Consider the following 25,448-nt stretch of genomic DNA (forward strand, 5'->3'; position numbering starts at 1 on the left):
GACCGTGTCAGCTTCTGCGCATCGGAATCACGTCCCGCTTACGGCTGGAATGGTGAGTCGTGCGGCCTCAGGTGTGGGCCAGCAGCGCGACGATGGTGACGGGCTTGTCACAGTACGGGCAGTTCCGGATGGCCGTCGGCGCGAGCGGTGCCGGGTCAGGCGACGACGGCGTCATCGACTCGGCGTGGGACTGGTGCGAGCGAAGCCGGTAGGACGGCCCGTCGATGCCGACGACGGCGGCGCGGTGCAGGAGCCGGTCGAGCATCACAGCGGCGACGGTCACATCGCCGAAGGCGCCGGCCCAGTCTGCGATACCGGGACGTTGGTCGTGAGGGCCGTGCTCGACTTGAGATACCTCTGGTTGATCGCCTGGAAGAGGGCGGAGGCGCCCTCGCCCGGCAGCGGGAGATGGCCCAGTTCATCGATCACGAGCAGGCGGGGGCCGGCGAAGAACCCCATGATGCTTGACCAACGGCCTTCGAGGCCGACCTTGTGGCACTTGGCTGCGAGTTCGGCGGCGGTGGTGAAGTCGACGCGGTGGCCGGCGTCGACCGCGAAGCGGGCGAGTGCGACGGCCAGCATGGTCTCGCCGACGCCGGGTGGGCCGACCAGCAGGACGTTGGAGGCGTTGTCGAGGAACCGCAAGGTGGCCAGGTCGCGGATGAGCTTCTCGTCGACGCCGGGCTGGGCGGCGAAGTCGAAGTCGAGTCGTTCAAGGTCCATGGTTCTGACAGGCAAGCGAACCGGAGTCGGGAGGAGAGTTTGCGGGCCTCCGTCGCCTCTGCTTCGATCTCGAGAGGTTTCTCCAGGGCGGCGGTGAGGGTCATTCGCTCGGCGCGGGCCTGGTCCAGGACGCGGGGAAGGGCTTAGGCGGCGTCGTTGAGTTTCAGATAGGACAGGTGGCCTCACAGCTGCTGGTAGCGGCGGGCTTCGCTCATCGGCTTGGTGTCACTCGCTCTCACGCTCCTGGTCTTCGTGGGTGGGGGCCTACCGGAGCCGGTCGGCGACGGCAGCGTAGTGGGACAGGCCGATCACGACCCGGTTCGCGACGTCTGAATCAGATCGGCCGCGAAGCTTCTCGGTTTCCGCCTGGGCCGCAGCGGACGGGGCCGGCGTGCCTTGGTGCGGCAGGGGGCCCTGTCGGAGAACGAGGCGAGTACTGCCCGTTCGAGGGCGATGACGTGTCTGGCGTCGCGAATGGTCAGCCCCGCCCCGTCCGGTGCCCGACGGAGGTGGGCGATGATCGCGCGGCCGGCGGTGACCACATGCAGGTCGTCCTCGCCGAGGCGGATCCGGACCGTGACGTGGGCGCCGGCCAGCCCTGGCGGGACGGAGTAGTGATTGCCAACGAAGGAGACGAGTCCTTGCGGGCTGACGACGCGGGTCTGCTCCAGCTCGGCGACGGCGAAACAGGCCCGTCCGGACAGGGACCCGTCTCCATGCCGCCGAGCCCGCCGACCGCGCCGGGCAGCATCTTGGTGATCACCGCCCCATGCGGCAGCGGGCAGGGAAAGGGCAACGCCACCAGGAAGGTGAGCAGCAGCGGGCCCGCCATGAGCTGCTCCTCATCGGCGGGTTCGGGCTTGCCAGGCTGGTTCATCGGCAAGCGTAGGACCGCACGTGCCGGCACCGGACGGATCTTCCGAGCCCGCTCAAAGGACACCGCCTCTTCCGCGCGCGGGCCGCTCACGAGGGAACCTGGGGCGACCCCGGAGTCGGCACCCGACTGCTCGCCGATCACGATTCCCCTCCGGCAGCACGACGGCAGACAACGAGGTCGCTCCCGACCCGCAGGGTGGGCCGCCGTCGTGCCGGGGATGTCCAGTAAATCGGAGGCGCTGCTGCCTGTGCGGCTCATACCCTCGGCCGCACTGACCCGTCGAGTATCAGCAAGGACTTTGTGAATCACTCCGATCTCCTCGCCAAGGCCCCCTCGCTCGCGTCCGGCATGGCCGCCGCCGATCACAGCCCGGATACCCAGCTGTCCCAGACTCGCCACCGTGCCGCGCTCGTGGCGAGCTGGCACATCGCACCCGGCTCAACCGTCCTCGAGCTGGGCTGCGGTCAGGGCGACATGACCGCCGTCCTTGCAGAGGCAGTTGGACCCAAAGGGCGCGTGGTGGCCGTTGACGTGGCCGCACCCTCCTATGGGGCGCCGGTCACGCTCGGGGAATCGGCAGCCCGGCTCGCGGCGGGCCCACTCGGGCCACGCATCGAATTCCGCTTCGGCACCGACGTCCTCGACCCATCGGTCGACTTCCCCGAAAGCGCCTTCGACCATGTGGTGCTCGCACATTGCTCCTGGTACTTCACATCGCTCGGACAGCTGCGAGACACGCTGGCCCGGGTACGGCCGTGGGCGCGGCGACTGTGGTTCACCGAGTGGGACCTGACACCTGCCTCTGACGACCAGTTGGCGCACCTGCTCGCCGTGCTGATCCAGGGGCAGACCGAAGCCGCGGGATCGCACGGCGAGGGCAACGTCCGCACACCTTTCTCCCGTGAGAGCCTGCTGCGGCTCCTGCCCGAGGCCGGCTGGACGGACGACGGCAGCGAGCCGGTCAATACCGAAGAACTTCAGGACGGCGACTGGGAAATCGCAGCCTGCCTCGACCTGGTGGGAAGCGACGGGTGTCTGGCCACGCTGCCCGAGCCGGTACGACAGCTCGTCCTGAGTCAGACCGACGTTCTCCGAGCCATTGCCAAGCCGCACGGCAACCGCGCACTCGCCGCGTACTCGGTCACCGCGCACTGACACACGACCCAGCCGCTGGCCCGGGCTGCTCGCGATCCTGGGATGCACCTCTGTCCACCCCGCGCCCGCCCGGCCCGCCGGGGCTCGCCCACAGGGGGCGCGCAGGACCGCAAGCCCCCTAGACCCGCTGGCCGAGAGCGCGGTGTTCGCCGTGTGCGCTCTCGGCGACGTCGCCGGGCCCAACCGGTGGAGCAGCGCAGCCGTTGAGGACGCCGCCACCGGGCTGGAGGTACTCGCCGGGGCGCCCTCCGGGCTCAGTCCGGAGGCCGCCGAGCTCCTGGAGGTCATCCCGGCCGCCGTCGCCGCACTCTGCGAACGTGTCGAGCGCGGCACGGGTGGAAGCGGGAACCGTTCACACGTGGATGTGTGTCTCCGAGCGCACAGCGATACGTGTCCGGGCGGGTCCCGGCTCGATCCTCAGGGGGGATCTTGACTTCATCGCACCGTAGAAGACTGCGTGCACTGGCCGCTGGCGGCGTAGTGGCCCTGGCCGTCAGCGCCCTGACCGCCGTCCCGAGCAGCGCTGCCCCGCGGCCCGGCATACCCGAATCCGCCACCGTCCAGCCATTGGCCGGCCCGGCGGCGGATTCGGTCTCCGAGGCCGCTCCAGGCGGGGATCGCGAGTACCCGAGCGTCGTCCTGCCCGGCCGGGCCACGGGGCCGGCGCCGCTGGCCGCCGCCAAGCCGCGGCACGACGTCGACGGCGACGGCATCAGCGACATGATCGTCATGGAGTACGACCAGACCACGGCCGTCTACCTGTCGTCGATCAAGACCTGGAGCGAATACACGATCTTCAAGACCGACCCCGACCCCAGCGCCTCGTTCAAGGACCTGCTGCCGGTGGGCGACGTGGGCGGCACCACCAAGGCCGAGCTGCTCTCGCTCTCCTTCGACGGCGTGCTCACGCTCTACGAGGCCGGCCTGACGAGCACGTCGGCGCCGCTGTGGTCGGGCCGCGGCTGGCAGATCTACAACCGCGTCATGGCCACCGGGGATCTGACCGGGGACCGCCACCCCGACCTGCTGGCCCGCGACCATGCCGGCGACCTGTGGCTGTACACCGGCACCGGCACCGTCAGCAAACCCTTCAACGGCCGGGTCAAGGTCGGCTCGGGCTGGGGGATCTACGACCAGCTGGTCGGGGCCGGCGACGTCGACGGCGACGGCCTGGGCGATGTCCTCACCCGCACACTGAGCGGTGAGTTGTGGTTCCACAAGGGGGCCGGCAGCGCCACCGCCCCACTCAAGGCCCGCGTCAAGGTCAGCGACGGCTGGAACACCTACAACGTGATCACCGGCTCGGATGACGGCGACGGCGACGGCCTGAGCGACCTGCTCGCCCGCGACCGCGACGGCGTGGAGTACTGGTTCAAGTCGGTCGGCGGCGGCAAGTTCGCCGGACCCGCGTACTTCGGCAGTGGCTATGAGCTGAACAAGTTCATCGTCGGCGCGGGCACCACGCCGCTCTACGGCAAGGCGCAGAACCTCGGCACCGAAGCGGACAACGACCTCGCCAAGTACAGCGCCCTGGCCAACGGCGACTACCGGACGCCGCCGGTCTGGGCCGGCAAGGAGACGCCCGGCTCCCGCAACGCGTACGCCACCGGGCTCAACAGCCGCAACCACGCGACCTACGTGCAGAACATCGGCAGCGACCTGTACATCCAGGGCGAGCGGGTGAGCACGACGTGGAACTACACCGTGACGGTCGGCCCCGGCGACCTCACCGGCGACGGCAAGGGCGACCTCCTCAGCCGCGACTCCGGCGGCACCCTGTGGCTCCACCCCGGCGACGGTGCACTGGTCACCAAGTTCGGCGCGCGCATCAAGGTGAGCACCGGCTGGAACGGCTACGACGCGCTCGTCGGCGCGGGCGACTACTCCGGCGACGGACGGCCCGACCTGCTCGCTCGGGACACCTCCGGCCGCCTGTTCCTCTTCAAGGGGACGGGCACGGCCGCCGCGCCGTTCGCCGCCCGGGAGCAGGTGGGCAGCGGCTTCGACCAGTACGACAAGCTGTTCGTCCCGGGTGACATCGACGGCGACAGCAAGGGTGACCTGCTCTGCCGGCTCCCGAACGGCGTCGTGTACCGATACTCATCGACGGGCAAGACCGGCACCGCGACGTTCGCCGCCCGGGTGAAGTTCGGCACCGGTTGGGACCTCTATAAGAACATCGTCTGAAATTCTGCGGCCCGGCCGCTCGATCGCGCGGCAGCGACGGCACGGGCCCGTCTACCGGCATCAAGTCCGGCTGGAACGGGCCCGTATCGGGCTGCTGGAGACCCTTGATGCCCGCCTGGCCCAGGCCCACGGCGGGGAACCGGGCCACCTGGGCTTCCTCCAGGTCCTGTGTCAGGACGAGAGAACCCGCCGAGAGATCGTCACCTTGCAACGGCGGCTGAGCCGGACGAAGTTCGAGCAGCAGGGCGCCCGCGCGTCACGCACACCGGCCAGCACCACCGTTCCGGCCGGCAGGCTCAAGGAGAAGGCGACGGTCTCACGCCCGGCCCGGTCGGCCCACAGCCGGGACGTGGACGCGGGTCGCGCGGTCCGCGGCGTGGTCAGGGCGTTCAGGGTCGCGTCCACGAGACGGCCCACCAGGGCCGTTCCGGTGGCCTGCTTCCAAGGGGTGTCGGCCGTCAGACGGTTCAGGCGCAGGGCGACGGTGTGTGCGCTCGCTCCGTCCCAGTGCTCAGGCTCAGGCCTGTGACCGCGGCCGGCTGCACTGAGCGCAGGAACTCCCGTGTGAGGATCCCGTTGAGGGCCCGTGGCACCTCAAGCGCTTCCCTGAGCGGGGCCAGGCGCTCGATGGCAACGGTTTCCGGGACGAAGTCGGACCCTATCGGGTCGGCCGCCGGTGCCTGAGTCAGCATGCCGCGGTGGCGCGCCTCCCGGATGAGGTCGTCCGGGACGTGTGGAAGACGTGGACGCTGTGACGGCCGCTTCCTGTCTCCCCCTCCCCGGGGAGGGGGAGACAGGGCGTGGTTAGAGTGCGGGGCGGACCGTTCAGGTCCGTTCGCGCTCTGGGGGGTTTTCGCGTGTCCGAGTACCGTCTCGTCTTCTCCGCCGCACTGGTCACGGCTGGCTACCTGCTGCTCTCCGCCTGCGGAGGCACCCCCGCACCCGGCGACGCCGGCCACCCGACGGACGGCACGCGCACCTCCGCCGCGCCCGCCCCCTCGAAGCCGGCGCCCACCGCTGCGTTGCCGACGCCGAGGGCGGCGGGCGAGGTACCGGATACCGCGCGACTGGTGGATCTGGCTCTGCAGCCGGGCGAGACCGCCGGGGTCCGGGAGGACGGGAGCAGCACCCGCAGCCTGGACGAGGTCGAGGTGAGGCCGCTGTCCCCGACCGAACTGTCGGCCCCATGTACCGCCATGTGGGGTCTGCTCGGCCAGCGGGGCGCCCACGCCGCCGTCTCCCAGACCTTCGACACCGAGGAGGCGGGGAGTCCGACGGTCAACTTCCTGTCGTCCTACGCGGGGACCGATGCCGTGACGGTCTTCGGCCGGCTGCGCACGGCACTCGCGGGCTGTCCATCGGTGGAGGAGGACGGCCGCACGGTGACGATTCGGTACGAAGACCTCGACACGGTGGGTTTCCCTGAGGACACCCTGCGCATCCGGATGACCATGACCGATGCGGGCTCCACCAGCCCCGCCGAGGTCATCGACCGCATCGTGGCCCGGGTCGGCGTGTGCGTCACCGACCTCTCGGCGACGGGGGCGGAACCTTACCTGGGTGTCTCCGAGACGCCCGTCCTGCGCCAGGTCGACCGTCTTCGGGCCGCTCAGGGACTCTGAACCCGGTGTACGGCCCAGCGGTCGGTGCCTTCCGTCTTGATGCCGCGTTCGCGGTGACGGCCTGGTGGACCCCGGCCGTCATCCGCCGTCATCCAGTCCCGTCTGCGGCAGGGACACCCCGAGATCGACACGGCACGCTACGGCACGCTGCAGACCGGCGGGCCATCCGCGGCCAGTCCGCGCCCTGCATCAGCACGGCCAGGACATTGCCGCCGAAGTGACCGCGGCCGGCCGGCCACGTCGGCCCGTGAGGGATCGGCGGACCGTGCGTGACCGGTCCGCGCCGAACCACCGAAAACCGTGACGCCCCTTGCCCGCGCCCCGGACCTGTACGGGCCCGGTCAGACGCCGACAGGCCACACCTCGCCAAGGCGTTCCTCCAGCTCGCGCACGAACCCCCGGAGCCTGGCCGTACCCCCGTACATGTCCCCGGCCCCCACGTGGCCCGTCTCAGCGTCGTAGTGCACGTGAGCCTGGCCGTAGCTGCGCCTGGACCGGGACCGGATCCTCAGTTCCGCGGCGAAGCCGTTGACGGAGGCGACCTTGATGTCGCCTCTGCCCGAGGCGACCTCGCGCACGATGGCGGCGAACTCGGCTTCCGGGGCCCGCTCCCGCTCTGGCGCCTCGTCGGTGGCGGGCGGTTGCCCGCCACCGCGCCTGCCGAGCAGAGCGAACGCGCCGACGGCGAGGGCCCCCACAGCGATCGTCTTGGCGACTTTCGTGGCGCGCCGCCGGGCGGTCGGGGGGACCTCGCCGTCCTCGGCGGTGTGGGGCTGATCGGGCATGGTGCGGCCGCCTTCCGGTACCGGAGAGCCGTCAGGGTAGCGGCCGCCGGTGCCGGAGCGGAGGCACAGGTGAGAGATCCTCAGGACGGCCGGAGGATCATCGGGAGGTTTGCTGCTTCCGCGCCAGCGACCTCAGCCGCAGCGTGCGAATGGTGCCCAGGGACGGGCCGGTGCGGGGTGGGCTTGGATCTGCCGATCGCTCCAGCCGTACTGCTCCTCGGAGACGACGAGTACGGCACCACACCCGAGCCCTGCTCTGCCTCGCGAGACGACGGGCCGATGTGCTCTTCGCGTGCTCCGCGACGGCACCCTCTACGAACCGAGACCCGCCACGTCAGCCCGATCGCCAAGGGCGTGCCTCGCCCGAGCCCACACCTGCTCGAACTCTTCAACGAAGAGCTCATCGGCATCCAGTTCGTCCTCCCAGCCGTCAAAGACCCTGCCGTCCGCCAGAACTCCGTACTGCTGCTCATACCGGCTCATCGCCGCCCGATCGCAGTGATCCCGCAGATGTAGCACCTCCTTCAGGGACGCGGCCGTCACCGGTCGCGAGTCCACCCCCCGAATCTCAACCTGACGGACCGCCCAGCCCTCACCATCCGCCTCGAAGTACTGCCACAGATCCTCATCCTCGTCATAGGCACGGAACCAGATCTTCATGGCGCCATCCTCGCCCCACCGCCTTGACCAAACCCATAGGGGCCCCGGAGCGGTGTGCGCCCCAGTCCCCCGACGACCAGGAACGCCACCGGTTCCGCTCCCTGGCTCCGGACCCTGGACGCGGGGGGACTTCTTGTTGTGAACTGGGGCGCCGGACGACGAGTCCACCGATGCGGCACAGAAACGGTGGTTGTCGGGCGCGGTCCAATCGGCGCCGTATCGGTACGACGCGTCCGGGGACAGCGGGAGCCACTTCGCCGGATCCTGATCGACCTTGCTCCTGCTCGACCTGGCCGTCACCGCCACTGGGAGAGCCGCCTGACCCTGGTGGTGCGCGTACGCCTCACCCATCGCGCCGCGCGCCGCGCTGCCGTCCGTGCGGAAGTGCCGGAGCCCCTGTGGCCGGACGCGCGGAGAGCCGGTCCTGAAGGGCCGGCCTCCTGCTTCGTGCTCAGATGGTGCGACGGTTGCCCTGGTCGTCGCAGGGCAGTTCGGTGGCCGGATGGTTGGCGGTGAAGTCGCGGGTGGCCTGCCGTTCGGCTTCGGTGATCGCGGTCGGTTCGACGTTGATGATGCCGCCGAAGGGCCGGTCGACGTCCTTGATGATGCACAGGGTCGTGGTCAGCAGTGCGGTGATCACCACCAGGGTGATCACCTGGCCGCGGTTGTTCCTGCGGGGCAGGCAGATACCGAGGCCGATGACGGTGATGGTCAAGGTGGCGAGCAGGAACCAGAGGATGGCGCTGGGGATGCTGGCGGTGGCCTGGGTCAGGCGTTCCTCTCGTTCGTCGGAGCGCTTGTTGTCGGCGGCGATCAGCATGCCGAAGACGGGCTGTCCCTGTAGGTCGCGGAAGGCCTGCCGGAAGTCGGTCGACCAGACGCTGGGGGCGGGCGAGCCGTCTCCTTCGGCCATGGCGGGCCACTCCTGGGTGCGGACCGCGCGGGCGTAGCAGGCGGCGTCGGCCTGGATGCGTGCCCGCTGGGCCGCGGGCGCGTACTCGGCGGTCTCGACGAGCTGGTCGAGTGCGCGGGCTTCGCCGCGGGAGGCGACCTCGGCCTTGCCGTAGGAGCCGTTGGCCGTGACCAGGACGAACGCGAGGAGCAGGACGGTGAGGGTCAGCAGGGGCCCGACGAGGTCCTTGACGGCCATGCCGGTGTCGTCGTCCTCGTTGAGCAGCCGCGGCCGCAGGAATCGGTTCGCAGCCAGACCGGCGAGCAGGGCGGCGGCGGCGACGGCGATGACGAGCAGCACGAACAGGCACCTTTCAGCAGGGCCAGGGGCCTCGGGCGACCCCGGCGTGCGCGCTGAGCACGTCGTCACCAGCAGCGCCTCGGAACGAGGGAATCGTTCATTCGCCTTCTCACGGGGGAGGCTCGTTGGGCTGTGCGGCGGACGGTGCCCGCGCCACAGCATGGTCGGGTACCGCTCGCCCGTGGCGGAGAGGACGTTCCCGCAGGTCGCACGGCGACTCCCGCACCCGCTATCCCGGGAACCGCACCCGGGGCCGGGCGACCGGCCCGGGCCTGGGGTCATGCGGACACAGGTGACCGCGGGGACCGCCACGGCGCCGAGCAGCAGCGCCCACATGACCGGGCCGCGCAGCCCGGCCCATGGGCCGCCGTAGTGGTGGACGGTCCAGCCCGTGCGGTCAGCGCGTGGAGGGTCGCTTCCACAACCAGCAACACCATCGGGGAGTGCGTGGCCGCGTGCGCCTTCCGATGCTCCAGCGCGCGGGCCCGGTCGCCGAGGTCGAGGTCGAGGTCGCGGGGGACGTCCAGCCGTCGGTCGGCGACGGCCGCCCGCGGGTGCGCGGCGGCCGACAACCACGACCGTGCCGGGCCGCCAGGCGCGCCTGATTCAGCGGTTGCTGACTACTCGCTGGAATCCGGCCTGCGGCAGGAGGCGCACGCCGCGACCCCGACCTTGCATCAGACGCTCCGGCAGGGATCATGTGTCATATTTCGGACACATCTCCCGACGGAAGGCATGTCATGAAGTTCGCGGTCATGGGCGGTACCGGGCTGATCGGGTCGCAGGTCGTCACGAACCTGAACGCCGCTGGGCACGAGGCGGTGCCGCACTCGCAGTCCACCGGAGTCGACGTCATCAGCGGCCAGGGACTGGACGACGCGGTGGCGGGAGCCGACGTCATCGTCAACCTGACGAACTCCCCGACCTTCGACGAAGCCTCCCTCTCCTTCTTCCGGACCTCCATGGACAACCTGCTGGCCGCGGGCGAGAAGGCCGACGTGCGCCACTTCGTCATTCTCTCGATCGTCGGCGTGGACCAGGTGCCGGAGCTGGACTACTACCGGGCCAAGGCGCTCCAGGAGGACATCCTCACGGCCGGATCGATCCCCTACTCGATCGTGCGCGCGACACAGTTCATGGAGTTCGTCGACGCGATCCTGTCCTGGACCACCGACGGCGACACCGTCCGGCTGCCCGCCACGCCGATCCAGCCGATCGCCTCCAGGGACGTGGCTGCCTCGGTCGCAGAAGTCGCTGCGGGCGCCCCGCTGGGGGGCATTCGCAGCATCGCCGGACCCGAGGTCTTCTCCCTGGACGAGTTGGGCCGGTTCACCCTGTCCCACAAGTCCGACGGCCGCACCGTCGTCACCGACCCCACCGCCGGCATGTTCGCCGTCGTCAAGGGAGACGTCCTCACCGACAAGGACGCCCACCTCGCCCCCACCCGCTACGCCGACTGGCTCGCCTGAACCTTCCCCGAACTACGGGCGAGCACCTGTTTCCGGGTGGGCTACCTGAACGGTTCCGCCGCTGGTCGGCGGACGGGACCCGGGACCGGCTCCTGACCCACCTCAACAAGGGCTACTCGTCCCGCAAGATCCACACCTACCTACGGAAACGCGGCACCGCCTGCACCATCCAACGGCTCGACATCGTAACGGCGCGGCCCTGACGTCGAGGACCGCGCCGCTTGATCGCTTCCTGGACCCGGTGACCGGTCGGTTGGAGGTTCTCAGCTCTGCTTGATCGCGGAGATGTCGAATTCCAGAACGACCTTGTCGCCGACCAGGACGCCGCCGCCTTCCAGGGCTGCGTTCCAGGTGATGCCGAACTCCTTGCGGGAGACGGTCACCGAGCCTTCCAGGCCGACCCTCAGGTTGCCGTAGGGGTCGACGGCGTTGCCGGTGTACTCGAAGTCGATGGTGACCGGCTTGGTGGTGTCCTTGATCGTGAGGTCGCCGGTGACCCGGTAGTCGGTGTCGGACTTCACCTCGACCTTGGTGGTGCGGAAGGCGATTTCGGGGAAGTTCGGCGCGTCCAGGAAGTCGTTGGTGCGCAGGTGCTGGTCGCGCTGCTCGACGCCGGTATCGATGCTCTCGGTCTTGATCATCACCTCGCCGGTGGACTTGGCCGGGTCGCCGCCGTCCAGGTGCGCGGCGCCTTCGAACTGGTGGAAGGCACCGCGCACCTTCGTGACCATGGCGTGGCGTGCGACGAACCCGATGCGGGTGTGTGCCGGGTCGAGGACGTAGTCCCCCGTGAGCTCGGGGAGCGGGACGGTCATGAGCAGCTACCTCCGTAGGATCACGACCCGACGACGGCCCGCCCGGATCGCTCCCGATTCACGCTAAGGGGCCAGGCGCTCCCGACCTCGCCGAACGCGCGCAGTTGCAGCGGATTACACCCTGACCGATGGCCCTGGATCGCAGCCTCGCCGCGACCGGCCTCGTTCTCGGTCCACGAGCGATGCCTGTTCGAAAACTGCATTCGAAGGGGAGCCCGCTAGCCTTGCCGACTGACCTCCAGCGTCGGATTGGGATCGAACCTGTTCGTGTTTTCCCAGTTCACCGGATGCGCGGGGGGCCCGATCCTGTGCTTGGAGATCGTCTTGCTTGGTCTGCCGTGCCGTCCGACAAATGCCTTGTGTTTGTCGTGGCGGGCAGAGATACATGCCGCGGCCTGGCCCGAACCATGGCTCCGGACGTTCTTCGGGAGTTATAGGTGGCCTGCGCAGCCGTACCGGACCGGGGTAGAAGGCAGAGCTGTTGGGGCCAGCCATGTCTTCGCCGATGAGGTAGCGGTAGAGCCGTTCGGCGAAGCTCATGTCGTTCCTCGCCCAGCCGCCCCCGCCGTCGTCGATCAGGAGCCACGGGGCGCTGCCGTCCGCCTCGACGAGGAAGAGGGATTCGCCCCGGTCCGTACTCGCGATCGGCCACAGCCCGTCGCGGGTGCCGAAGCTCAATTCTGCGCGCCCACGCAGCAGGCGCGGGCCTCGTCCGGATCGAGGCCCTCCCAGGGCACCTCAGAGCAGGCGCGGGCCGTTTCTCGTATCCATTGCCCAAGGTTCCATCCGCTGGAGCTTCCGTCCCTCGTGCCCCGTTAGCCTCCGGGCCCTGACCGGTGGTGCCATCCCGCCCCCCTGCTGGTTGGAAGTAGTCGCTTCCAACCAGCGCAACGAGCAAACCGGCAAACCCATGCGGTCAGAGCACTAGCCGACGGTGTCGTCGCAGACGGGCTTCGGTGGGGCCTTCCCGATCACGCTCCGCCAGTAGTCGGCCTCCCCGGCCGCACCGCGGTGTGCGGGCTGGATCAGGGTTGCGAACGTCGTCGTCCCCGGCCTGGCCTCCAGGTCGCCGGGGCCGATGGCGACCACGTAACGCTCCCCCGGCTTCATCATCACCTCTCGGTTGGAGGTGCCTACCTTGAAGGAGCCGGGTGTCCCGCCGGGTTCCACCCGCTGGGACACCCCGATGCTCGGGGCGAACTTCCCCTTCATCGTCTCCACGATCCGTACCGGCGTCGTGACGAGGTCGGGGTTCTCGGCGCCGACGGCCTGCGGATCGTGCGCGGCCCCGCCGACGGCCTCCACCACGGCGATGCCCTGGGCGCTGGTCGCAACCTCAACATCCGTGCCGCCGGACGGGGTCCCGCACAGGCTCTCCGTGTGCGAGGTGCCGCTGCTCTCCCAGACGTACCAAGCGCCGCCCAGGAGCACGGCGGCCGCGGTCCCGGCCAGTGCCCACGTCCTCACGTTCATGATCCGTCCTGCTGCTGTTGCGGCGAAGGGGGCCTGGGAGATCTCCTCACTGTCGGAGACCCGTGTGTAACCAACGTCCGGCAGATTCCTACCTAGCCAAGGGCTGTCCCGCAATCCCCGGCGGGCGCGCGGCGGACTACGGGAGAGCCCTTAGCGGGGGGCCGGTACCGGGTTGCGCGCTCGACAAAGGTCGCCTCACGGTGTTGCGGCGGACGCGCCGACTCGCGCAGCGCGGCGCCCGGATCGGTCGGCTACGGGGCGTGCGGTCGGTCAGCGGTGGTGATCCGGCGTCGACGACCTCGCCCCGGTCGGCCCCGCCCGACGGTCCGGCGCACCGACCGCACTGGACCAGCCCTTAGGGTTTACCCATGAGCTTGACAGCAGGTCACGAGGGAGGAGCCCTGCCCGGTCCGATGGCATCGGCGCAGGGTTGGCAGGCGCCGAGCGCGGTCGAGCGGGGGCTGTACGAGGCGAAGGCGCGCGGCGACTGGCCCGCGTACTACGACCTCGTCGCACGGGCCGACCTGTACATGATGCAGTCGCGGGCGTACGTCGACGCGAACGCGGGCAACACCCGCTTCCACCCCTACTGGAACCCTCAGACCCAGAGCATATGCCTGGCCGTCTACACCGGCGGCATGCTCCCGCCGCCCGTCGCCGACCCGGTCTACAACTGCTACGACCTGGGCTGGTTCGCGGAAGTGTGGAACCAGAACGACCCGCCCTACCTCGTCGTCAACCCCGGCAGCCCCTGCGAGGGCGTCCTGCCGGCCGGGCCGGAGGGCCGCGCCCTGTGGCAGCGTCACTCCGCCCCGGTCGAACGGCCGGGGCTGGCCCGAGACGTCGTCCACACCCTGGAGGTGGGCGGCCCCCGCAGCGGCTCCGTCGCCTTCGGTCTCGCGGCCGGAGCGCACATCAACGTGCACAACGGGCGCTACTGGAACTCGATGGCCTACCACGGCTGCGGCTACCGCGACGAAAAGCGCACTCTGGAACGCTGGTGGGGCGTCACCACCCGCGGAGACTGGCAGGACACGCAGGAACAGCTGCTGCAAGCCGGGATGGTCAGCCAGGTCTGGGAGTCCGTCCTGCAACTTCGCCGCGCCATGGCCCTGGACTTCGCGGGCCCCGTCGACGTCGAACACTGGCGCCAGGCCGCGGAAAACGTGGTGCGTCGGCGCGCCGAGGCCGCCGCCGCACCCCGCCTGACCGCGGACGGCGTCACCCCGGGCCGCACCGTCACCACCGCTGAGTTGGAGGGCCAGGTGACCGGCCGTCAGCGGCTGATCGGCCGCATCGCCCGCTACGAGGCGCGGTTCCGCGCCGACGGCCTGCTGCCCGAGGGCGGCTTCGTCCGGAGCGTCGAGGCCTGGGACTACGGCCGGGCCTCCGGCATGGCGCGCTGGGGACTCGCCGCGCGCCTGTGCTCCCTACAGGAGGCGGAGGCGGCCGTGGTCCGGGCTGGCCGTCTCGCCCAGCTCAACTACCGCTCGTGGGAGGACTTCTCGGCCGCCTACATCCTGGGCCGCTGCCTCCACTTCGACGAGGAGGAGTTCGGCGAGTGGTACGAGACGGTCCTCGCGACCCACCGTGTCCTGACCACGGACCCGGCCAGCCCGTGGCGCACGCTTGACTGGACCTGAGGATCAGGCTTCAGCACCGCAGTTCGGCGCCGGCGGATGCCTCGTCACGCCTCTGCCGTCGACGCCCGCCTCGCGGGCGACCGTGACCGGTTGCGGTGATCGACCACGGCGGCGTACGGATCACGCAGTGCGGGGGTAGGGGTGGCCCACGGTCTTGCCCGTGCCGTCGACCGGGAGAGCACGTGGCGGTCTCCGTGGAATGGCTGGAGGAAACTGCTGGGCGAGCCGGCCTGTCGGGGGCTGGGCACCCGCAGGGCGCTGGGGGCGGTCGAAGTACGCGGCGCGACCGGCCTGATCCTGCCTCCGCTGGCCTTGGAGCCGTTCGCGACCGAAGCCGTCTGAGGGCCGTCCCCGGGGTGGGCGCACCGCCTGACGGCCCGTGAGGGGCGTCGCAGGGGCGGGACCCGGCGGGTCCGGCCCCTGCGGGCCGTGTGTGGGGCGTCTGTGGGACGTCAGTTCTTGACGGGCTCCATGCAGAGGACGAACTTGTCCGTCTCGAGCTGCTGCGCGAGGGCTGCGTCGGCTACGCCGTTGCGCTTGTCGAGGTCGAAGGTGTTGTCGACGACCTTGACGACCTTGCAGAGGTCGGCCACCTTCTCGGTGCAGCCCTTGCTTTCGACCTTGGGTGCGTTCTCCGGGCCGGTGACGACGACGCAGTCGCCGGCCTCCGCGTGCACCGGGGCCTCGCCCGGGTCAGGAGCGGCGGGCTGCTCGGGGGGCTGCGGCGCGGGAGGCGTGGCCGTGGAGGGTTCCTTGGGGACGTGTACATGATCGAACGCGCGTACGTCATCGGCTCCTGAAACCACAGAAGGGACTCTTCCCTTCCGCTTTCCAATTAGACTCGGAGTCGTGATCCTGTCGACTCGTCAGGGCCGCTCCGCCGGATCCCGGCCTACAGACGCCCCCCGGGCCGGCCTGCAGTCGAGCCCCGGGCCCCGAGGCCGACCGTCGGGGCCTCCTACCGGGCGTGGCCGAGGAGCGGCCCCCGCGCCGTTCAGCGGTGGTTGCGCAGAATCGCGCTCGTGAGGGGGCGAGTCGTTACGGCCAGCCCTGCTTCACCTTGGCGGGTGCGGTGTTCCAGCTCTTGGGTATGAAGGTGATGACGTAGGTTCCGCGGTCGAAGTCCGTGTATCCGGAGGACCAGCTGCGGAACTTGCTCTCGTATACCTGCATGGGCCCCATACCGCCTTCCGGCGAGTGGTAGTGGTTGGCGTGGGTCCATATCGTGCTGTCAGGGTTTGTTTCTTTTTGGTCCCCGAACCAGCCGTAGTCGAAGTTGACATAGCTTTCGCCGGGTTTGGCAGGACTGCGTGAGGTGTTCCGGTCCTTCGACATGTCGACGAGGCCTGTGTTCTGGTTGGGGCGGAAGGCGTCGGGGTCCCCGTACTTCTGCTTGTCGGAGGTACTCCGGGGGTCCTGCCCGCTCCAGAAGTGCTTCGAGTAGATGACCGCCTTCATCTTGGACGGATCGTGGTTGCCCCCGTTCCTGTCCTTGAAGGACGGGGTGTTCCTCAGGGCCGAGTAGAAGTTCGAACGGCTGTCTTCGGCGGCGAGGGCGTCGCCGTTCTTCGCGAGCTCCGCCTTGAGGCTGCTCAGGTAGGCACTCTCGTCATGGGCGCTTTCCAGGGCCTTGTTCATGACGGATGCCACATCTCGGGCCCGGTTGAATCCCTTTGTCTCGTCAAAGCTTTGCTTGGCGATGCGCCCCTCGAACTCCGCCCGTGTCTCACCCGGCCGGGGACTGGTGTTCTCCAGAGCGTTCCGGTGCTTCTCCTCGTCGAATGACGCAAAGGCCAGTTTGTTCGTCGGATAGGGCCCTGAATTGACCCAGGTGACGCCGACGCACCCGTAGGACAGCTGCTCCCGCTGCTGTTCGGTCATCTGCTGCACTCGTCCGTCGCGGTGGCTGTAGACCTGCTGCCACTTGCGTATGTAGTTGCTGATCCCGGTAGTGGCCCTGTCTCCACGGGCCCGGTACGCGTCGGGCATGCGGTCCAGCGGCTCGGCGGGCGGCGTCACCCTGTCGCCGGCCGCGGCGGAGGCCCTGAGGGACTCGGTGGCGCTCGGCAGGTCCCTGCCGGAGGTCTCGCCCGGCAGGCCCAAGTCCAGGGCTTCTTCGTTCAGCGCGTTGATGAGCCTGACGTCATCCGCTGTCAGGCCGTTGCTGTCGGCATAGGAACCCTTCCCGTCGCCGGTACCGCCGGCTGCCTGACCTACGGAAGGCGTGAGACCGGCGGTGCACAGCACGATGCCCACCGTGGTGAGGGCGAGGAACCCTGAACGTTTGTACATGAAAGCCTGGAATTCCTTTCATTGAAAGTGACATGAGAGAGCGCGAAGCGTCTGCGCGGCGGCAGAAAAGAGCTGCCGATGCCGAAACGCTCCCGGCTCCCGCTTTGCCTCGATGAGTCTGGGAGCGGCAAGAGACCGGAACCGGTCGGGATTTCAGGGCTCTTGCTCCGGTTCCCGAATGAATAGTCAGGTCGTGCGAGAAGTGATCATGTCTCGGCAGCCGATTCCTCGACAACACTGCGGCTCCACATTCGGCCAGCAGGCCAATGGGGTGGTATTCGGTCATGCGGACCGGGCCTGCCCTGCGCCGGTACATACAGCGGCAGCCTTCCCCTGACCCCTGCCGCACCATCCGCGGCGCGACCGGAGTCCGCCGCCTCCAAAGCCCCGCGGAACGGCCTGTGGCGGCACTGTCAACCGCGCCGGGGAATGTCGGGCGCCGGCGGCGATACGGGCGCGGACGCTCCGGCCGAAGCGTGCGGAACTCCGGAATGACGCGACTCTGCCCGCCGGGAGGACCGCAAGGTCTTCGCCACTCCCCCTTGCGAACCTCGGTCGGCTCACTGCCGGCCGAGCCCCGGCATGAGCCGTCGTCTTCCGTAGAACGGCTGGTAAAGCCCTCTTCGTAGCGAGTTCTCGGCGAGGCCGCCGGTGGCGGCAGCGTGCGCGGTGTCCTAGGAAGACGGTGTGAGCTTCTGTGTGAGGGGTCAGCCGATGCGGACGGTGATCTCGGGGAGGGGGATGTCGGAAAGGTTCAGCTGCAGCCCGGTCCGGGTCGGGGAGGTCTGCGCGTCGGTCAGAGCGGAGCCGGTGGACGGCACCCGGGACTTGCCGCGCGTGCTCACCAGCGAGTACCGGCCCTGGCGCTTGCAGCTACGGGGAGGAGGCATCGGGGCGGTCGCCCCTCGGGTTCGGGTTCAACGTCCAGCCCTGGCGCTGCAGGTCCGCGCAGACCGCGTCCCTCTCCCACTGCGCGGCACTCTTCTCGCGGGCAGCCATCCAGCCGGCCCTCTTCGAGTCGGCGCCAGCCGCGACGCTCGGGCGGCCCTGCGCCGGCCGGTTCAAAGCCGCCGCGCCGACCGCGGACCGGATCACCTCGTCCCCGGCGTCACCTCCGCCTACCGGAGCAGCCCCACCCCCTTCACTCCCGACCGAGACACCCTCTACCGACGCTGGCCAGCCGTGGGAACCTCGCGCAGGAGCACCGGAAGTGGTTCCGCGACTTCGACCAGCGACTCGATGCCCGCAGCGCCCTGGGCCTGCCCACGACGGCCCACGTCTACGAACACGCCGTCCGCGGCGCCTGCACGCACGTTCACCGCACACCGCCCGCCCGACCAGGCCCTCCTCGATCGTCTGCTCCCCCACGGCCTCGTCTCGTGGACCGGGCGGAGTCCGGAGGCCGATATCCCGCTGAAGGCAGCCGCGCAGGCAGCCCGCTGACGCACCGTATGACGGCTTCGCCGACGCCTCTGCCGACGAGGCTGCCGTCATCGCCCTGACCGAGCTCACACGCGTCCTACGACCCGACGGGAGGATCACCATCTCTACCAGCCACCCCACCGCGGACTGGCTCGCAGACGGCGGCAGCTACTTCGACGCCCGCCTTGGCGAGGAATCCTGGTCAGACGGCATGACCCACCCCTACTCGCGTCAGCCCCTCCAGGCATGGTTCGACGAGTTCACCGCCGCGGGCCTCGCCGTCGACCGCCTCATCGAACACCAACCCGCCCACTCGATGATCCACCACCATCCGACCGATTACGAGAAACTGGCCCACCAGCCCGGATTCATCGCCTTCCAGCTCCAGAAGCGGCCAGGTGCCGCTGATCTCCGTCCTGACCAGTCGTGATTGCCTGCATCGGAGTGCCGCCCATGCAAAACCGCCCGACCCTCGTCGTGGTCAGCGGCCCTCCCGCCACAGGGAAGACCACGCTCGCTCGCACCCTCGCCCAGCAGCTGGGCTGCCCAGCGATCATCCGCGACGAGATCAAACAGGGCATGGTCATGAGCACCCCACATCACCCAACCGTCGGCGACGGCCCCCTCAACATCCCCACCCTGAACGTCTTCTTCAAGACCATCACCATCCTCGTCCAGGCGGGAGTCACCCTCGTCGCCGAGGCGGCCTTCCAGGACCGGCTCTGGCGACCAGGCTTGGAAACCCTCCTGGACCTCGCCGACCTCCGCATCATCCGATGCACCACACCCACTTTGACCATCACCGAACGCATCGCCGAGCGCGCCCGCACCGACAGCCACCGGGCGGCCCACGGCGATCAGGCCCTCCTCGCCGACATGGAAGCCGGCGCCTACGACCCGGAGCGGTTCAAAGCCATCAGCCTCAACGTACCGACCCTCGTCGTGGACACATCGGACGGTTACACGCCCGGAACCGACGAGATCCAGGCATTCCTTCGAACACCACAACCGTCACTCAGCCATCCGGGATAAGTCCCTCGGTTGGAAGCCCGACGGAAGGCCGGAATCCCCCGGGCCCCACCCACCAGCGGTGCCCACCCCGCCAGGGGTACCGCCGCGTGATCAATGTCGATGGGTTCGAGGTTCTGGCACAGATCTTGGGGAGCGGTCGCGGAGGGTGACGGGTTCGTTCGATTACAGGCAGGGGTGGGGACCTGGGGGACCGTCAGCGTTCACGCATTCTGGTCCACCACCAGCGCGTCGTCGCCAACTGGTTGTAGTTGGGCTCCGGCAAGGTGCGGCGCTCGAATTCCTCATCGATACGCGTGATCAATCGACCCAAGTCCCTTTTGGCTCCGGGCGGAAGATACAGCATCGCCCACTCCAGGTCATCACGGGCGTCTCCCACCCCGGGCGAATCAAACGCGGAGGCGTCCAGGTAGCGTCCGGGCTTCTTGAAAGCCCGCTCGAAGCACGAGAGTGCCTTGGCGACCGCGTTGGGCCACATCTCCTGGTCTTCGACCCGGCGGATCGCTGCACGAGTCCGCGCGGAGACACCGGGGATCCTCAGAACCGGATACTGCCATTGTGGCCGCCACAGCTCTGCACGGACGGCCTTGGGACGCCTACGCGGCATCGCCCTTTCGGATCAACATGAGGCCATCCGGCCACGGCCGGGCACCTGCATGCACGGCCATAAGAGCGTGGTGCGCGCCGAGGCCATGGCCCACGACGAGTGCCTGCCAGCGGACCGCCGCCTGGCCGTCACCCACGATGCCGAGCGGGCCGCTGCGGCCGCCGAGCCAGTCCGCCGCATCGCGCACCCGCGCCCAGGCTCGCCCGGCAGCGGCTACCACCGACTCAGCCGCGACCAGCACCGCTGGACCTTCGACGACCCGATCGCCCCGACCTTCCTGTGCAAGGCTGCCTTCCGTCCGGACCCGTTGGTCGTCTACCTGGTCGACGAGCCGGGCGCACGCCAGTTGGACGCGCGGCGGATGCTGCGCCGGGTGATGCGGCCGCGCACCGTCGTAGTGGATCCCGACATGTTGCGCGGCCACCACCCGGACCACTTCGAACTGGTCAACGACATCCCTCGGACCGCCGACGACCTGGTGAGGCCGGATGCCGAGCTCTGGCAGGCCGAGGCCGAGGCGTACGTACGCGAACGGAGCCGCGACCTGCTCATCGAGGCCGACTTCACCAGCGCCGCCGACTTCGCCTTGAGCGCGGGCCGGTTCGCCCGGGCCGGCTACCGGATCGAGGCCGTGACCCTGGCGCCGGCCGTGGCCCTGGCCGCCCGATCCTGTGACAGCAGGCAGCGCACCCTGGTCAATCACGCCCGCGCCCTGGAGCTCGACGTGGTCACGGCGCTCTCCACCCCGGCCGCGCTCGCGCGGGCCTGCCGGGTGGCGGCCGACATCGTGGCCGCCGCAGCCGCCGACCCGAGCATCAGCGCCGTGCGGGTGATCGACGGCGACCGCTGGGCGCTGGGCCGGGACAGGTGGGCGGCCTGTGCCCTGGCCGCTGCCCGGCGCCGCCCCTACACCGATGGAGAGGCCGCCGGCTTCCACTCCGTCCCGCGGGCGCTGCACCGAGTGCTGCCCCGCCTGCGGCAGGAGATTGCCGGCATCATGGCCCGGGCGCAGCCACTGATGCCCGCCGCATGGCAGGCAGTGCCGATGGAGTATCAACGTGTCCCCGGCCGGCCCCCCTTGCTGCGGGCACGGCGACGAGTGGCACGTGCACAGGACTCAAAGACGCAGGTCGGCAATGGGGTGGCAGGCGTTGTGCGTGAGTGGTGCGCAAGCGGACGGGGTCAGACGAACGGGGTCCGAACCCGTCGGGGCTCAGCGCTTGGCGGGCTGGTCGGGTGTGTTTAAGCCACGAGGAGCTCCGGCCAGCGGCCGGTGGCGGTGGTGGGGTCGGGGCGGTCGTCGAGGAGACGGGCCAAGAGGAGGGTGGGGGCGAGGTCGGGCAGGCGTTGGGCGGCGGTGAGGAGGCGGGGGTACTGGCTGGCCGGGAGGGAGAGGGCAAGGCCGCTGACCTGGCCGGGGAGGCCGAGGGGGACGGCGGCGCAAACCACGTCCAGGGAGTACTCGAGCAGGCTGAACTGGGCACCGCGCGGGCCGCCCCGGTCGAGGTTCTCGAAGAGCGCGAGCGGGTCGGTGATGGTGCGTTCGGTGAGCCTGACGGCGGGGTGTCGGGTGAGGTGGTCCATTCGGGCGTCGCCGTCGAGCTGGGCGAGGAGGATCTTCCCGACGGCGCTCGCGTGACCCGCAGCGCTGAAGGGGACCCACTCCTCCGCCAGCGGCGCGGACTTGCTGTACGAGCACTCCCGGACCTGGACGTCACCGTCCGTGTAGCTGCTGAGGTACACCGCGGCGCCCACCTCGTCGCGCAGCCGGGCGAGGGCGTGGCCCAGGAGCGGGCGGCCGGGGCGGGTCAGCGGTTCCAGAGCCGGTCCGGGGAAGTGGGCGCCCGAGACGGTGGCGACCAAGCCCTGGCGGCGGAGCCACTCCAGGAGCCGGGTGGTGGAGTCCAGCGACAGCCCGGCCCGGCGGGCGAGCGAGCGGGTGTCAATGCCGTGTGCGGCGTCGATCAGCCCCACGAGGTCACTGGCCCACCGGGCCGCCTCCCACCACACGGGTACGGCAACGGGGGCTGTGCGCTCGCGATGCATCTCCGTCCCGCGCCTCGTGACGCGAGGGAGACACGTCGCCGCGTACCGCCCGGACGGGGCATGGCTGCCGGACGAGCCGGACAGGCAAAGGGCGCCGGGCATGGCGTGCGGCCGCTTCGCCCTGTCCCACGCGGCCAGCCACGATCCCTGCTGTTCTTCGGCAACATCGCAGCCCCGCAGGAAGGCGGCCATCTGCCCCTGGCTGGCCGGCAGCCGCTGGTTTCGGAGGATGGCCCAGATGCTGCTCGGAGCGAGCCACTCGCTTCCGCCCCTGCTCTGCACCTGCCGGTAGGACGGGCGACCGGCGTTCCGGTGAAGGGACACCAGCGCGCTGTTGAGCTCGCCTTCGGTGAAGATCCCAGCCGGCTCGATCACGGTGCAGGCCGGGACGTCGCGCGGCTGTCCGTGGGCCGCCTCGGCCAGGTACGTCGCCATCGTCACCTCCTCCTGCGTGGCTCCGCAGGCACTGAGGAACTCTGTGACGGTTGCCAAGGCGGGGACCTCCTTGCCGGAGGCGGCGCGCTTGAGAGTGGCGGCTGAGCTGGTGGTGCGCAGCGCGAGCAGTGCGTAGGTCAGACGGGCTCTGCCGCGGGCTCCCCGTAACAGCGCGGCCAAAGCGGCGCGGACGGGGTCGGTCGAGTCCACTGGCTTCTCGGGGCGTCCCAACGTCCCGCCCTACTGGGTGATGCGCAGGACGGCTGAGGCCAGCCCCGCTGCGAGCCGGCGGCCCCCGCCGACGACGAGCATTGCCGCGACACCGAGCGCCGCGCAGGACGCCAGAAGGGGGACAATCTCGGACGTCGGCAGGCCCGCCAAGGCCAGGACCGTCCCCAACACGGGAAACGAGACCAGGCCCGCGACGTACGGCAGGGGCAGATGGCGCTGCTCGGGTCCTTGGCGGCCGGAGGCGGCCCGTTCGCCGGGCGAGGAGACGAGTCCATTCGTGGGCATGTCGGCACGTCTTTCTGACTGAGTACGAAGTGCGGACGGCAGAGCGTCAGCTACTGGTGTCGGCTGCAAGTACTTTTCGGAAAAAGGAAGTTGGCGCTTCCCGGGCGGCACGCTACAGGACCGGCGAGAGAGCCTGCGGCAGAGCGCCGGAGCGCGCCTCGACAGGCTGTTCTGCCTGCTCGCATTGGCTCACGGGTGTTCCCGGCGGCTCGGTACCCGCCCCCTCCGCGTCCGGCCGGCGGGGCAGGCCGCCATGGCGGTTTTGGCTCATGGCGTTCAGACCGGGTTGAGATCTGCGGCAGGAAGGGAGATGGTGGCGAAGCTGGTTGCCGAGGCAGCCATCGATCCTCTGACTGCTACCGGCTGCAACCGTAGGACCAGAGATTCGGGCAGTGACCGCGTTGGCGCGCGGCCTGCCGGTACGAAGCTGCCGTCCCGGTTCCGGGGCGGCAGCTTAAGACCCAGTCCCGCCCCAGCCTGACCGGCTGGTCGTAGCGCTGTCGGGTCACACTGCCGATCATCCCGGTCATCCGGGCACCACCCCCACGAGCCCCGGGGACAACACCCGCGCGTGTCATCAACTCGCCCTGGACGGCTGCTGCTTCACACCATTCGACCGCCACGCCCGGCAGCCAAGGGCGTGCGGCCCCGGCGCCCGAAGCAGCCCCACCGGCACCGAACATGCAGGCTCACAACCCGCCAGCGGGTGCGCGCCGCGAGTGCCAGGCCTGCTTGAGGCAGGCGGGAGAGCAGTGCACCGCGGACATCAAATGGTCGACACCGACCGTCCACACCATCCCGCACTGCGGACACGAGGCCGTCACACCGGCCTTCACCGCCTCGGTCCGAGCCCTCGCCCGCCGCACCCGCCGCCAGTGCCGCGAACGGCGCGCGTCCTCGCAGAACACCGCCGTCGACTTCGCCGACGGCATCAGCGGACCACCGCACCCCGGCACAGCCGCGGCCCGCAAGCGTCATCCGTGATCACGGTCAGCTTCAGCCGGGGCACCCTGTCCCTGCCCATGCAGCCACCGTACGAAGCAAGAACAGCCTCCGGGAGCCCCACCGCCGAGGTCTTGCTCAGCCACGACGCGACCTGCCTGCATAGTCCCAATGATCCGGGCCAATGACTTCCTGAATGCAGCCGAATGCCGGGGTTTTGTCGTATCGGGTGGCGATGCCGCGCCAGGCCTTCAGCTTGTTGATCAGGCGTTCGACCGTGTTCCGCTTCTTGTAGAGGTCGGCGTCGTGGCTGATGGGCCGGCCGCCTCGTGCGCCCTTCTTCTTGCGGTTGGCTGCCTGGTCCCGTTCTTCCGTGATGACTGCCTGGATTCCGCGTCTGCGCCGGTAGGAGCGGTTGCCGCGAGATGAGTAGGCCTTGTCGCCGGCGACGGCGTCGGGCCTGGTGCGGGGACGGCCGACCGGCAGACGGACCCGCACCTTCTCGAGCACGTGGATGAACTGCGGGCTGTCCCCGGCCTGCCCGGCGGTCAGGACGAACGCGAGGGGACGACATTTGCGGTCTGCGGCGAGATGAATCTTGCTGGTCAGTCCGCCCCTGGACCTGCCGAGCAGGGCTTCCTTCAGGCGAAGCTTGCGTCCGCGTCGGGTACGCCGGCGCTCGGCCTGTCCGTTCTTTTCCTCCGGGCCGCCCCCTTTTGCAGGGCCGTTTCCTGTTCCTGCACGGCTTCTTTCAGGGCCGACATGAGGTGCTTGCTGACCCGCAGCCCTGCGGCATCGTGGTGAGCGCGGACGGTTGTGGAGTCCACGCTGACCAGCGACAAGTCCGTTCTTCCCACACAGGCACCCTCGGCAATCAGGCCTTCGAGCAGGGCGGTGAAGACACCGGCGTCCCGCCAGACCCGGAAGCGTCCGTAGACGGTGGCCCAGGGACCGAACTCGGGCAGGCCTCTCCCGCCACTGGGCACTGGACCGGAACCGCCAGATCACACCCTCGAACTGCTCCCGCAACCGCTCCGGGTGCGGGCCGTACCTCTCGATCGGCAGATATGGGCGGATTCTGCCGCGCAGCTGGCTGGTGCGTAGGCCCAGTGGCCTCGCGATCGCCCCGAACTGAGCAATCAGTCGGTCATCGAATTCGAGCCCCTCTCCCATGCGCACTGGGGCCGGCGACGAGGGGAGTGGACGCCGCTGACCGGCGGCGACGAGCCCCCTCCGCCGCCGGACCGGGAGCCCGTACAGGAGCCGGAGCCGGAGGAGGTCCCGGAGCCGGAGCCTGCGCCCCCGCGGCTGGAGCTGCACCCGGGGGCGGCGGCGGACCTGCTCGCCGGGCTGCGGCGTTACGACCCACGGCTGCTGCTGGCGGAGCGCGACGTACAGCGGCTCGCACCGAAGGTCTCGGCCTGGCTGGAGCGCGGGGCGGACCCCGAGCCCATCGGGCTGACCCTGACCGGGAACCTCCCCGAGGCAATGCGCAGCC

25 protein-coding genes and 1 pseudogene are annotated in these 25,448 nt (G+C 69.8%); 10 read left to right on the top strand and 16 right to left on the bottom strand.

Translation table 11 applies throughout. The annotated features are described in order from the left end of the window. Positions 1–67: 67 nt before the first annotated feature. The 3 genes from OG207_RS00645 to OG207_RS43955 all read right to left on the bottom strand — a co-directional run bounded on the left by OG207_RS00645 (position 68) and on the right by OG207_RS43955 (position 1,508). The gene (locus OG207_RS00645) at positions 68–283 is read right to left on the bottom strand and encodes an ATP-binding protein (protein ID WP_329094817.1); all 216 of its coding nucleotides are present in this window, start codon (positions 281–283) and stop codon (positions 68–70) included. Next, positions 280–723: an ATP-binding protein gene (locus tag OG207_RS00650; protein WP_329094819.1), complete on the bottom strand. Its 444-nt coding sequence runs from the start codon at positions 721–723 to the stop codon at positions 280–282. The genes OG207_RS00645 and OG207_RS00650 overlap by 4 nt, the downstream gene beginning before the upstream one ends. A 308-nt stretch (positions 724–1,031) precedes the next feature. Next, on the bottom strand, positions 1,032–1,508 hold the full coding sequence (locus OG207_RS43955) for a Mu transposase domain-containing protein (protein WP_443072854.1): 477 nt from the start codon (positions 1,506–1,508) through the stop codon (positions 1,032–1,034). 392 nt (positions 1,509–1,900) lie between these two features. Here OG207_RS43955 and OG207_RS00655 point away from each other — a divergent pair, with 392 nt between their 5' ends. Both OG207_RS00655 and OG207_RS00660 read left to right on the top strand, forming a co-directional pair. Next, entirely contained in the window at positions 1,901–2,755 is an 855-nt protein-coding gene (locus OG207_RS00655; protein WP_329094820.1) for a class I SAM-dependent methyltransferase, read from the top strand. Between the two features lie 429 nt (positions 2,756–3,184). Continuing rightward, positions 3,185–4,942: an FG-GAP repeat domain-containing protein gene (locus tag OG207_RS00660; protein WP_329094821.1), complete on the top strand. Its 1,758-nt coding sequence runs from the start codon at positions 3,185–3,187 to the stop codon at positions 4,940–4,942. Between the two features lie 171 nt (positions 4,943–5,113). Here the strand turns inward: OG207_RS00660 and OG207_RS00665 are convergent, their stop codons facing one another. After that, entirely contained in the window at positions 5,114–5,347 is a 234-nt protein-coding gene (locus OG207_RS00665; protein ID WP_329094822.1) for a hypothetical protein, read from the bottom strand. Between the two features lie 452 nt (positions 5,348–5,799). On the opposite strand from OG207_RS00665, the gene OG207_RS00670 reads away from it, so the two are divergent. Beyond that, complete coding sequence (locus OG207_RS00670) at positions 5,800–6,564, top strand: hypothetical protein (RefSeq protein WP_329094824.1); 765 nt, start codon at positions 5,800–5,802, stop codon at positions 6,562–6,564. Positions 6,565–6,905: 341 nt separating this feature from the next. On the opposite strand, the gene OG207_RS00675 is transcribed toward OG207_RS00670, so the two are convergent. The 3 genes from OG207_RS00675 to OG207_RS00690 all read right to left on the bottom strand — a co-directional run bounded on the left by OG207_RS00675 (position 6,906) and on the right by OG207_RS00690 (position 9,261). Beyond that, a complete protein-coding gene (locus OG207_RS00675) occupies positions 6,906–7,349 on the bottom strand; it encodes a hypothetical protein (RefSeq protein ID WP_329094826.1) in 444 nt (147 codons plus the stop codon). 312 nt (positions 7,350–7,661) lie between these two features. Further along, positions 7,662–8,009, bottom strand: coding sequence for a hypothetical protein (locus tag OG207_RS00680; protein WP_329107384.1), 348 nt, complete (start codon positions 8,007–8,009; stop codon positions 7,662–7,664). 451 nt (positions 8,010–8,460) lie between these two features. Next, the gene (locus OG207_RS00690) at positions 8,461–9,261 is read right to left on the bottom strand and encodes a bestrophin-like domain (RefSeq protein WP_329094828.1); all 801 of its coding nucleotides are present in this window, start codon (positions 9,259–9,261) and stop codon (positions 8,461–8,463) included. Positions 9,262–9,716: 455 nt separating this feature from the next. Here OG207_RS00690 and OG207_RS00695 point away from each other — a divergent pair, with 455 nt between their 5' ends. After that, positions 9,717–9,866 (top strand): hypothetical protein, encoded by a 150-nt coding sequence (locus OG207_RS00695; RefSeq protein WP_329094830.1) that lies wholly within the window; start codon positions 9,717–9,719, stop codon positions 9,864–9,866. A gap of 135 nt (positions 9,867–10,001) precedes the next feature. Next, positions 10,002–10,730, top strand: a complete 729-nt coding sequence (locus tag OG207_RS00700; RefSeq protein WP_329094832.1) for an SDR family oxidoreductase — start codon at positions 10,002–10,004, stop codon at positions 10,728–10,730. Positions 10,731–10,993: 263 nt separating this feature from the next. Here the strand turns inward: OG207_RS00700 and OG207_RS00705 are convergent, their stop codons facing one another. Together OG207_RS00705 and OG207_RS00710 are read right to left on the bottom strand one after the other, a co-directional pair. Next, a complete protein-coding gene (locus OG207_RS00705; protein WP_329094833.1) occupies positions 10,994–11,545 on the bottom strand; it encodes a YceI family protein in 552 nt (183 codons plus the stop codon). A 924-nt stretch (positions 11,546–12,469) separates the two neighbouring features. Next, entirely contained in the window at positions 12,470–13,018 is a 549-nt protein-coding gene (locus OG207_RS00710; protein ID WP_329094835.1) for a hypothetical protein, read from the bottom strand. Between the two features lie 368 nt (positions 13,019–13,386). Between OG207_RS00710 and OG207_RS00715 the strand changes: the two genes are divergently transcribed. Then, positions 13,387–14,661, top strand: a complete 1,275-nt coding sequence (locus tag OG207_RS00715; protein WP_329094837.1) for a DUF1266 domain-containing protein — start codon at positions 13,387–13,389, stop codon at positions 14,659–14,661. A gap of 452 nt (positions 14,662–15,113) precedes the next feature. Here the strand turns inward: OG207_RS00715 and OG207_RS00720 are convergent, their stop codons facing one another. From OG207_RS00720 to OG207_RS00730, 3 genes are all read right to left on the bottom strand, one after another. After that, positions 15,114–15,467 carry an LppU/SCO3897 family protein gene (locus OG207_RS00720; RefSeq protein ID WP_329094840.1) on the bottom strand — a complete coding sequence of 118 codons (354 nt, stop codon included), beginning with the start codon at positions 15,465–15,467 and terminating at the stop codon, positions 15,114–15,116. A gap of 232 nt (positions 15,468–15,699) precedes the next feature. Then, complete coding sequence (locus OG207_RS00725) at positions 15,700–16,953, bottom strand: protein-glutamine gamma-glutamyltransferase (protein ID WP_329094841.1); 1,254 nt, start codon at positions 16,951–16,953, stop codon at positions 15,700–15,702. Positions 16,954–17,660: 707 nt separating this feature from the next. Next, positions 17,661–17,843 (bottom strand): hypothetical protein, encoded by a 183-nt coding sequence (locus OG207_RS00730; protein ID WP_329094843.1) that lies wholly within the window; start codon positions 17,841–17,843, stop codon positions 17,661–17,663. 743 nt (positions 17,844–18,586) lie between these two features. Here OG207_RS00730 and OG207_RS00735 point away from each other — a divergent pair. Together OG207_RS00735 and OG207_RS00740 are read left to right on the top strand one after the other, a co-directional pair. Then, entirely contained in the window at positions 18,587–18,805 is a 219-nt protein-coding gene (locus OG207_RS00735) for a hypothetical protein (RefSeq protein WP_329094845.1), read from the top strand. Between the two features lie 23 nt (positions 18,806–18,828). Further along, on the top strand, positions 18,829–19,407 hold the full coding sequence (locus OG207_RS00740) for an AAA family ATPase (RefSeq protein ID WP_329094846.1): 579 nt from the start codon (positions 18,829–18,831) through the stop codon (positions 19,405–19,407). Positions 19,408–19,600: 193 nt separating this feature from the next. On the opposite strand, the gene OG207_RS00745 is transcribed toward OG207_RS00740, so the two are convergent. Further along, the gene (locus tag OG207_RS00745; protein WP_329094848.1) at positions 19,601–19,882 is read right to left on the bottom strand and encodes a hypothetical protein; all 282 of its coding nucleotides are present in this window, start codon (positions 19,880–19,882) and stop codon (positions 19,601–19,603) included. 178 nt (positions 19,883–20,060) lie between these two features. Between OG207_RS00745 and OG207_RS00750 the strand changes: the two genes are divergently transcribed. Then, positions 20,061–21,257 (top strand): zeta toxin family protein, encoded by a 1,197-nt coding sequence (locus tag OG207_RS00750; RefSeq protein ID WP_329094850.1) that lies wholly within the window; start codon positions 20,061–20,063, stop codon positions 21,255–21,257. Here the strand turns inward: OG207_RS00750 and OG207_RS00755 are convergent. Then, complete coding sequence (locus OG207_RS00755) at positions 21,254–22,702, bottom strand: IclR family transcriptional regulator domain-containing protein (protein WP_329094852.1); 1,449 nt, start codon at positions 22,700–22,702, stop codon at positions 21,254–21,256. The two genes, OG207_RS00750 and OG207_RS00755, sit on opposite strands and share 4 nt — an antisense overlap. A gap of 30 nt (positions 22,703–22,732) precedes the next feature. Next, positions 22,733–23,008: a hypothetical protein gene (locus OG207_RS00760; RefSeq protein WP_329094854.1), complete on the bottom strand. Its 276-nt coding sequence runs from the start codon at positions 23,006–23,008 to the stop codon at positions 22,733–22,735. 732 nt (positions 23,009–23,740) lie between these two features. On the opposite strand from OG207_RS00760, the gene OG207_RS00765 reads away from it, so the two are divergent. After that, the gene (locus tag OG207_RS00765) at positions 23,741–23,992 is read left to right on the top strand and encodes a hypothetical protein (RefSeq protein ID WP_329094856.1); all 252 of its coding nucleotides are present in this window, start codon (positions 23,741–23,743) and stop codon (positions 23,990–23,992) included. Between the two features lie 96 nt (positions 23,993–24,088). Here OG207_RS00765 and OG207_RS00770 read toward each other — a convergent pair. Further along, positions 24,089–25,060, bottom strand: a pseudogene (locus OG207_RS00770) (IS5 family transposase). Between the last annotated feature and the right edge of the window lie 388 nt (positions 25,061–25,448).

The organism is Streptomyces sp. NBC_01439, from assembly GCF_036227605.1.
GTDB lineage: Bacteria > Actinomycetota > Actinomycetes > Streptomycetales > Streptomycetaceae > Streptomyces.

Bases quoted from the DNA above. Each gene is read 5' to 3' on its own strand.
- OG207_RS00650 (WP_329094819.1), bottom strand. From the start codon at position 723: ATGGACCTTGAACGACTCGACTTCGACTTCGCCGCCCAGCCCGGCGTC.
- OG207_RS00675 (WP_329094826.1), bottom strand. From the start codon at position 7,349: ATGCCCGATCAGCCCCACACCGCCGAGGACGGCGAGGTCCCCCCGACC.
- OG207_RS00680 (WP_329107384.1), bottom strand. From the start codon at position 8,009: ATGAAGATCTGGTTCCGTGCCTATGACGAGGATGAGGATCTGTGGCAG.
- OG207_RS00700 (WP_329094832.1), top strand. From the start codon at position 10,002: ATGAAGTTCGCGGTCATGGGCGGTACCGGGCTGATCGGGTCGCAGGTC.
- OG207_RS00705 (WP_329094833.1), bottom strand. From the start codon at position 11,545: ATGACCGTCCCGCTCCCCGAGCTCACGGGGGACTACGTCCTCGACCCG.
- OG207_RS00710 (WP_329094835.1), bottom strand. From the start codon at position 13,018: ATGAACGTGAGGACGTGGGCACTGGCCGGGACCGCGGCCGCCGTGCTC.
- OG207_RS00715 (WP_329094837.1), top strand. From the start codon at position 13,387: ATGAGCTTGACAGCAGGTCACGAGGGAGGAGCCCTGCCCGGTCCGATG.
- OG207_RS00725 (WP_329094841.1), bottom strand. From the start codon at position 16,953: ATGTACAAACGTTCAGGGTTCCTCGCCCTCACCACGGTGGGCATCGTG.
- OG207_RS00730 (WP_329094843.1), bottom strand. From the start codon at position 17,843: ATGCCTCCTCCCCGTAGCTGCAAGCGCCAGGGCCGGTACTCGCTGGTG.
- OG207_RS00735 (WP_329094845.1), top strand. From the start codon at position 18,587: ATGACCCACCCCTACTCGCGTCAGCCCCTCCAGGCATGGTTCGACGAG.
- OG207_RS00740 (WP_329094846.1), top strand. From the start codon at position 18,829: ATGCAAAACCGCCCGACCCTCGTCGTGGTCAGCGGCCCTCCCGCCACA.
- OG207_RS00745 (WP_329094848.1), bottom strand. From the start codon at position 19,882: ATGTGGCCCAACGCGGTCGCCAAGGCACTCTCGTGCTTCGAGCGGGCT.
- OG207_RS00750 (WP_329094850.1), top strand. From the start codon at position 20,061: ATGCACGGCCATAAGAGCGTGGTGCGCGCCGAGGCCATGGCCCACGAC.
- OG207_RS00760 (WP_329094854.1), bottom strand. From the start codon at position 23,008: ATGCCCACGAATGGACTCGTCTCCTCGCCCGGCGAACGGGCCGCCTCC.